Raw genomic sequence first — 7336 nt, 5'->3', positions numbered from 1 at the left:
GTTTTAACTTAAATAATAGAATGGACTTTCTCATTTACACAAAATATTTTACACTCTCATCAAATCATTAGAATCGTGATAAGACATTGTATTAAATCTAATCCTTTATCCATTTTTTATCAATCTTACTTCGCACCATCTCCAATACTTATTAGTTGCCAGGTTAACTGTTATCAGATCATCTTGCCCGTCTCATTCTCTTTCTCACATTATATTCTCTTCATTTATCGGTAGCTGCTAAGGAATTTACTGATAGTTCTTTCAATATTAAAGTGGTAAATCTTTCTTTGTAAAGATAACATTTGACGCTGCATATAGAACGAAAGCAATGGTTCCTAAAGCAACTAATCCCCAACCAAACTCGCCACTAGCTAATATCGCATCTGTATCAAATAGAGTTGTTATCGTTAGATACTCGAGTATAACTGGAGCATCGTCCATCAGTTGCTGAACCATAGTAAGTAGGAAGAAAGCAAATGGTATCCCCCCACCGATAGCTAAAGCTAATCCTGAGCGGTTAAATAGAGTTGATGCGAAGAATGAAACAGAGCTTATGGCTAGGATTAAGATGAGTAGACCAAGACTTAACCAAAAATAAGTTTCTGTATCAAATTCCAGAGCAGCATCGACAGATCTTGCAGATGATACCATGGCATGGTTTGCCATCGTAATGATTTGTTCTTCATTTAAATCAGTTGCTTCCATAGACGCCTCTAAAGCGGTAGAATCTTTAATTAAACTCAAATTCTCTTTCACTTGGGCACTATTCATATTTAAGGCCTTTGCAGAAGAGTCAATAACAGCCTGTAATAAGAGTTCACCATTGGCTTCCGTAATCATGACAGTTGGCTGAGATTTTCCTTTATTTTCTTCATTCTTTTCAGCTTCAAGTGCAGTTATTTCATCTGCCAGAAATTGACGGTACTCATTAACAGAAATTCCTTGTACACTTGCACCAGCCGTCAATGCGTCATTACTTGTTAATATCATCGCCGGGTTTTCGATCAATTCCTCAGTTGTGATTTCAATATCATCATCTTCCATGTCATCATCATCTTCATAGATATCCCAACGTTCATCGGTGATAATTTCTGCAGCCTCTTCATAGGAGTGATCCTTGATGACCTCTCCTAAGTATATTGAATAGGCGTCCAGATCCATATCGCGAGCTTCAGCAGCATCTCGCATAGCTTGTTCATTATCTTTAATTAAATATAAATGTTCAGATAGATAACCTTCACTTTTATCTAATGTTTCTGATGCTTTTTCTATATCCTCTGTGATTGGATAGCCCGTCACGTTGTTGTACTGTAATTGAGAGGCACCTAAACCGGCTAATGAAACAATGACATACATTAAAATAACCGATAAGATGAGGTAAAGCGATTTGGTAAAAATGACACTTGAACGTTTTATGGGTGTTGATAAAGTATAAGCCATAGATCCAGAGTCTACCTCGCTCACTACAAGAGTATTTGCTGTAAATACAACATAAACAATTCCAAGAATAAGAGCAATCAGTTTATAGAAATTTTCTAAGTTTCCTAAGAGACTGTCCATTGATGAGAGAAGACTGGAAAAAGCGGTTCCTTCCGCTGCAGCGGCAATCGATGCATATCCTGCCGCATCATAACCTATGATGAAACCAGATAAAATGACTGAAGCGACGATTGTGATAATTGCCCATAGCTTCCAATTGGTTTTGATACTTTGCTTAAATATTGGTTTTGAAAACATTTATACTTCCTCCTTAAATATCTCAGTAATATAATCTTCAAATGAGAATTTAATTTCTTTAAAATAGACCAAGTCAAAATCTTTTAAATCTTGAATGAGATAATTAATATTTTTATCATGAATTTGAACGAAAACTTGTAAATCTTCCGCTTTTACCATAGTCAATTGGTAGCCTAAATTTAAGAAACGTTCGAAATCGGCGAGTGATTTAAATTCCATTCGATAACTTTTATTCTCGTTATAACGAATGTCTGCCATATCTGTGATATCAATAATTTTGCCCTCTCGGATGATTGCGACTCGGTCACTGACTTCTTCCACTTCTTGGAAGATATTGCTAGACATAAGAATCGTTTTTCCTTGTTTCTTTTCTTGTTTTAAAAGATCAAGGAAGATGTCACGCATTAGAGGATCTAAACCTGTACTTGGTTCATCCATAATTAAGATATCTGCATTAGATGCAAATGCTGAAACAATAGCTGTTTTTTGTTTCATCCCTTTACTCATGGAACGCACATTGGCCGTCACATCTAATTGAAGAAGATTACTTAACTCTTTAGCACGTTCCCAACTTCCGCGTCCAGATAAATAGATTTGATCTTTTAAAAACTCTTCACCGGTTTTGTTTCCTGGAAAATTGATCTCACCAGGAATATAAGATACATAACGTTTGACTTCTGCACTACTTTTGGTGGCATCAAGTCCATTAATAGTGACGCTTCCTTCATCAGGTTTCAGGAAACCCATCAAGTGCCGGATAGTAGTCGTTTTCCCTGCACCATTGATACCTACGAAGCCATAGTTTTCTCCTTTTTCAATTTCTAAAGATACATCAAATATTCCGTGTCCATTTCCATAATCCTTAGTCAAATGTTTGATATCAATGTAAGCCATATCGCAAATTCTCCTCTCCAGCAGCCACTGTTTTCTTACGATCATAAAAGTCCATAAAGTAATCTTCCAAAGTAAATTTAATTTCTGAAATAAAATTTACCTTTACCTCACTTAATTCTGTAAAAAATTCTTGCATCTTCTGATCCGTTAAACTTAGTTTAACTTGATTTTGTTCAGGTCTTTTAGTTGGAATAGTAAATTCGGTATTTTCTATAAACTTCTGATAATCCTCAAAACTAGCAAACTCAATTTTGAATGATTTATTCGTACTCTGCTTCAATTCATTGGATTCAACTGTTGAAACCACTACCCCATCCTTAATGATGGCAATGCGATCACATGTTGCATCCACTTCAGTAAAGATGTGACTAGATAGGAGGATTGTTTTCCCTTCTGATTTTTCTTTTAAGATAAATTGAATGAAGCGTTCTTGCATAACAGGATCTAATCCTGAAGTAGGTTCATCTAATATCAATATTTTTGGATTATGCATAAAAGCAGTAACGACCGCTAGCTTTCTTTTGGTCCCAAGACTCATTTCTTTAATCTCTTTAGAAGTATCTACTTTAAAGAGCTCTTTAAGCTGCTCTGTCCTTGTCATATCAGTAATTTTTCTTTCATTTGCCATGAACTCAATAAATTGGTCTCCTGTCATTCCTTTTGGAAAAGCCAACTCTCCAGGTAAATAACCAACATCTTGTTTAATATTGGCTGCTGATTTCCAACTATCTTTTCCATTAATAGAAAGTTCTCCCTCATCAGCTTTAGAAAAGCCCATTAAGTGGCGAATAGCTGTCGACTTTCCAGCACCATTCGGTCCCAAGAATCCAAAAGCTTCTCCCTCATTTATCTCAAAAGAAACATCAAATATTCCACGTCCATGTCCATAGTCTTTGGTCACATGTTTCACTTCAATAACTGACATCATATTCCTACCTTTCTTTTAAATATCGATTATAAGATAATTAACAATCGTTTCTTTATTTACAAATGTTATACTAGTCTCACAAAGGAGGACAAGAGACATATTTTCAGGATCTGATAAATAATTTACATTTTTTCGATAATTGATGCTTTCTCTAAAAAGGAGGCCCTATATGCAACAATTAGATTTAAGGGTTCAAAAAACTCATAAGGCACTTATAGAAGCATTTGAAAACTTATTACATGAAAAAGAATTTGAAAATATTTCAGTAACAGAAATATGTGATGCTGCTATGGTTCGACGACCAACTTTCTACAATCATTTCTTGGATAAATATGATTTTATAACCTTTTTTATTAAACATAAAATGAATGAAATATTTGATTTTGCTATCAAAAACTCAAATGAAGAAAAAGACAACTTTTTTATTATTGTTTTTGAACAACTATTGGATCAATTTGATAATCTCTTATATCTCATTTTCAGTATTCAAATGAATGCTAATATCATTTTTGAACTTGAAAGTGTGCGCGAGTACGGGAAGAGCATGCTAGGTAACCGCATAAAAAAAGGAGCTAGTGACGAAGAATTACCCATAGAGCTTAGTTATAAAGGACAGATCATTATGGGGATCACGATTCAATCCGTCTTTTGGTATAAGGAGAAAAGAAATCAAATTAGTCGTGAAGAAATTATTGAACTATATACACAGACTTTAGAAAAATTTAGCTAATCGAAGAATTGAAATGGATTCTATGTCAAGGACATTTTAAAAAAAGAAACCTTATGAAACTAAAATGGATTGAAAAGGACCCTATAAAGGCACTTTTTTTAGTGTCTATTCTATAGGATCCACTTTGATTTATGTTTGCTGCTTTTTTCCATGCATTAACCTATTCAATTGCACAAAAGATTTTTATTTTTTGCAAAAAAATTCAAAAATATAAATTTTTCTGTTTCTCATGTGACTATGCGGGTAAAAATAATGCTTTCATGATACGATAAAGTTATTAAATTAAAAGGAGGTTATTTTTATGGCAAAAGAAACATTTCATGCAGTAGCTCAGTCAATTGGTGGAATGAAAGTTTCATGTACATCCAGGAATTTTGAATTTATTTTGGATGAACCAAAAAATTTAGGTGGATCAGATGAAGGGATGAATCCGATTGAAGCTTTATTAGCCTCTCTTGGAGCATGTAAAGTTATTGTAGCTCGGTCTTTCGCTAAAGTGCAGGGCATAAATTTAAACGATATCCGTGTAGAGATAGATGGAGTATTAGATCCTGATGGTTTTATAGGAAAAAATAAAGCAGCTAAAATAGGCTATTCTGCAATCGTATCTAAATTTTATATCGAAGCTGATAATACTGATGAAGAGATTTCAGATTTTATCGCATTTATTGATCGTACTTGTCCGGTAGCTGATACCATTAAAAATGCACCTACGACTAAATCAGAAATCCATAAATTATAAACTATGAATTAAAAAAGATTCTTCTCATTTTGCACTAAACAGGTATTTCTATTTTATTTCTTGTCTTTTCGAAGGTATACATATCTATAAAAAAGACGAGAGAAAAAAACTAGTTAAATCAAGATTTTAAATACATTATTTTAAGCAATTTCATGTGTTACAACTTAATAGGAATTTAAATTTTATTATTAAATTTTTTAATCATTTACACGAAAATTAATTTTATAAAGAACATACTCTATACTCTTATTTTTTTTTTCAAGAACTCAAAAAAGCGGAAAATCCCAGATTTAAAAATCTGAGTTTCCGCTTTTGTCATTTCAAGGATGGACTATTGTCTCAGCCTCTTCTAATTTATTCTTAAGATATTTTTACTTTCTCTGCAGGTGCTGATACTTCTTTTTGTTCTTTCCGACCTTTCAACTTATACTTCATTAATCTCATGCCATTGAAAATTACCACCAAGATACTACCTTCATGAACCAACATTCCGATAGACATATTCATCCATTCGCTGAAGAAGACGCTGGTCAACAAGACCAACACTACTCCAACTGAAATCACGATATTTTGTTTCATATTATTTGCGGTGGCTTTTACTAATCCTAATGCGTGAGGCAAGTTGCTGAAGTTCGAGTTCATTAAAACGACATCGGATGTTTCAATCGCTACGTCCGTTCCGCTTCCCATTGCGATTCCAATGTCTGCTAAAGCTAAGGACGGACTATCGTTAACGCCATCTCCAACAAAGGCTACAATTTGACCACGTTGTTGAAGTTTTCCGATATAAGCCGATTTGTCTTCCGGCAACATGTGGCCGTGAGCTTCGGTCAAACCAAGTTCGCCGGCGACCACATCAACGGTTCCTTGGTTATCTCCTGAAAGAACGACTAGATTTTTCACGCCCAAGTCTTTTAATTCCTGCAAATTAGCTTTCACACCCGGACGGACTTGATCGCGAATGCCCATCAGTACTTTTAATTCACCGTCGACCGCTGTCAAAACGAGAGAGTTCCCATGTTGTTCAAACCGTTTGACATCTTTTTGCACTTTTTTGCTGAGAGTGACATTTTCTTTTTCCATCAAGGCCACATTCCCAACAGCCACTCTATGTCCAGCTACACTTGAAACGATTCCGCCGCCTTTCACGACTTCAGTTCCTTCAACAGGATAAAAGTTTGTTTCTCCAATTTGATTTAAGACCGCTTTTGCTAATGGATGATCTGATTCTCGTTCCACACTGGCCAGATAGCCAAGCGTTTCAGCAGGATCTTTTTCATACAGTTCAGTCGCTGCAACGGTTGGGTTTCCGACAGTTAAAGTACCTGTCTTATCAAATACAATTGTATCCACATTGCTGAAGTCTTGAATGACTTCACTCCCTTTTAAAAGAACACCGTTACGAGCACCATTCCCAATACCGGCAACGTTTGAGACAGGCACTCCGATAACTAATGCGCCTGGGCAACCTAGAACCAAGATGGTGATTGCTAACTCAATATTTTGACTGAACGCCCATACAACAATTGCCAGAACCAAGACAGCTGGTGTGTAGTATTTAGAAAAGCGATCAATGAACCGTTCCGCTTCGGATTTAGAATCTTGTGCTTCTTCCACGAGTTCAATAATTTTTCCAAATGTGGTGTCCTCACCAACTCGGTCAGCTCTGATTTGAATCGTTCCGTTTTCTAAAATGGTTCCTGCAAAAACTTCTGCGTCAGCTTGCTTGTTGACCGGAACAGCTTCACCTGTAATGCTAGCTTCATTGATATGCCCTTCACCCGTAAGGACTATACCATCTACTGGAACTTTCGCACCCGTTTTAACGAGCAAGATATCCCCTTCATCTATATCATCCACTTCTACTTCTTCAAATTCGCCATTATCCATTTGTTTCAAGGCGCTTTCGGGTGCCATTTCAGTCAATTCTTTGATAGCAGATCGCGTTTGGTTCAATGTTCGTTGTTCCAAGTAGTGTCCGAATAAGAATAAGAACGTGACAATAGCCGATTCTTCATAATTTTGAATAAAAAGCGCACCAATCGCTGCAATACTGACTAAAACATCAATACTGATGACTTTGACTTTCATTGCTTGAAACGCTTGAATGGCAATTGGCATAATCCCAAAGACAGAGGCGATGATCAAAGACCACTCTGAAAGTCCTACGTTTTCTAAAACAAAGTGACTGAAGAAACCGAGTACGATTAACAATCCACTGATGACGGTGATAACATTTTTCTTGCTTAATATATATTGTTGCATGCTTTTTCCCTCCAAATTTAATTTCTCTTTTATTGATAAA

Annotated in this window: 6 protein-coding genes; 2 read left to right on the top strand and 4 right to left on the bottom strand. The window is 35.6% G+C overall.

The annotated features are described in order from the left end of the window. Positions 1-267: 267 nt before the first annotated feature. From PGP85_RS20865 to PGP85_RS20855, 3 genes are read right to left on the bottom strand one after another with little or no spacing between them, the layout of a single operon-like run. The gene (locus PGP85_RS20865) at positions 268-1737 is read right to left on the bottom strand and encodes an ABC transporter permease subunit (RefSeq protein ID WP_270329119.1); all 1470 of its coding nucleotides are present in this window, start codon (positions 1735-1737) and stop codon (positions 268-270) included. Next, complete coding sequence (locus PGP85_RS20860) at positions 1738-2631, bottom strand: ABC transporter ATP-binding protein (RefSeq protein WP_048602892.1); 894 nt, start codon at positions 2629-2631, stop codon at positions 1738-1740. After that, positions 2618-3556 carry an ABC transporter ATP-binding protein gene (locus PGP85_RS20855; RefSeq protein WP_137619581.1) on the bottom strand — a complete coding sequence of 313 codons (939 nt, stop codon included), beginning with the start codon at positions 3554-3556 and terminating at the stop codon, positions 2618-2620. Before PGP85_RS20855 ends, PGP85_RS20860 begins: the two co-directional genes overlap by 14 nt. Positions 3557-3728: 172 nt before the next feature. Between PGP85_RS20855 and PGP85_RS20850 the strand changes: the two genes are divergently transcribed. After that, positions 3729-4289 carry a TetR/AcrR family transcriptional regulator gene (locus PGP85_RS20850; RefSeq protein WP_103892184.1) on the top strand — a complete coding sequence of 187 codons (561 nt, stop codon included), beginning with the start codon at positions 3729-3731 and terminating at the stop codon, positions 4287-4289. Between the two features lie 301 nt (positions 4290-4590). Beyond that, positions 4591-5031: an OsmC family protein gene (locus PGP85_RS20845; protein ID WP_002292163.1), complete on the top strand. Its 441-nt coding sequence runs from the start codon at positions 4591-4593 to the stop codon at positions 5029-5031. Between the two features lie 360 nt (positions 5032-5391). Here the strand turns inward: PGP85_RS20845 and PGP85_RS20840 are convergent, their stop codons facing one another. Further along, on the bottom strand, positions 5392-7296 hold the full coding sequence (locus PGP85_RS20840; protein WP_270329110.1) for a heavy metal translocating P-type ATPase: 1905 nt from the start codon (positions 7294-7296) through the stop codon (positions 5392-5394). Positions 7297-7336 lie beyond the last annotated feature (40 nt).

It is taken from the genome of Enterococcus malodoratus (assembly GCF_027659535.1).
GTDB classification, from domain to species: domain Bacteria; phylum Bacillota; class Bacilli; order Lactobacillales; family Enterococcaceae; genus Enterococcus_A; species Enterococcus_A malodoratus.
This window is presented reverse-complemented; position numbering and strand designations above follow the sequence as displayed.

What these genes read in the sequence shown, in the direction of transcription:
- PGP85_RS20865 (WP_270329119.1), bottom strand. Translation starts at nt 1,737, where the DNA reads ATGTTTTCAAAACCAATATTTAAGCAAAGTATCAAAACCAATTGGAAG.
- PGP85_RS20860 (WP_048602892.1), bottom strand. Translation starts at nt 2,631, where the DNA reads ATGGCTTACATTGATATCAAACATTTGACTAAGGATTATGGAAATGGA.
- PGP85_RS20855 (WP_137619581.1), bottom strand. Translation starts at nt 3,556, where the DNA reads ATGTCAGTTATTGAAGTGAAACATGTGACCAAAGACTATGGACATGGA.
- PGP85_RS20850 (WP_103892184.1), top strand. Translation starts at nt 3,729, where the DNA reads ATGCAACAATTAGATTTAAGGGTTCAAAAAACTCATAAGGCACTTATA.
- PGP85_RS20845 (WP_002292163.1), top strand. Translation starts at nt 4,591, where the DNA reads ATGGCAAAAGAAACATTTCATGCAGTAGCTCAGTCAATTGGTGGAATG.
- PGP85_RS20840 (WP_270329110.1), bottom strand. Translation starts at nt 7,296, where the DNA reads ATGCAACAATATATATTAAGCAAGAAAAATGTTATCACCGTCATCAGT.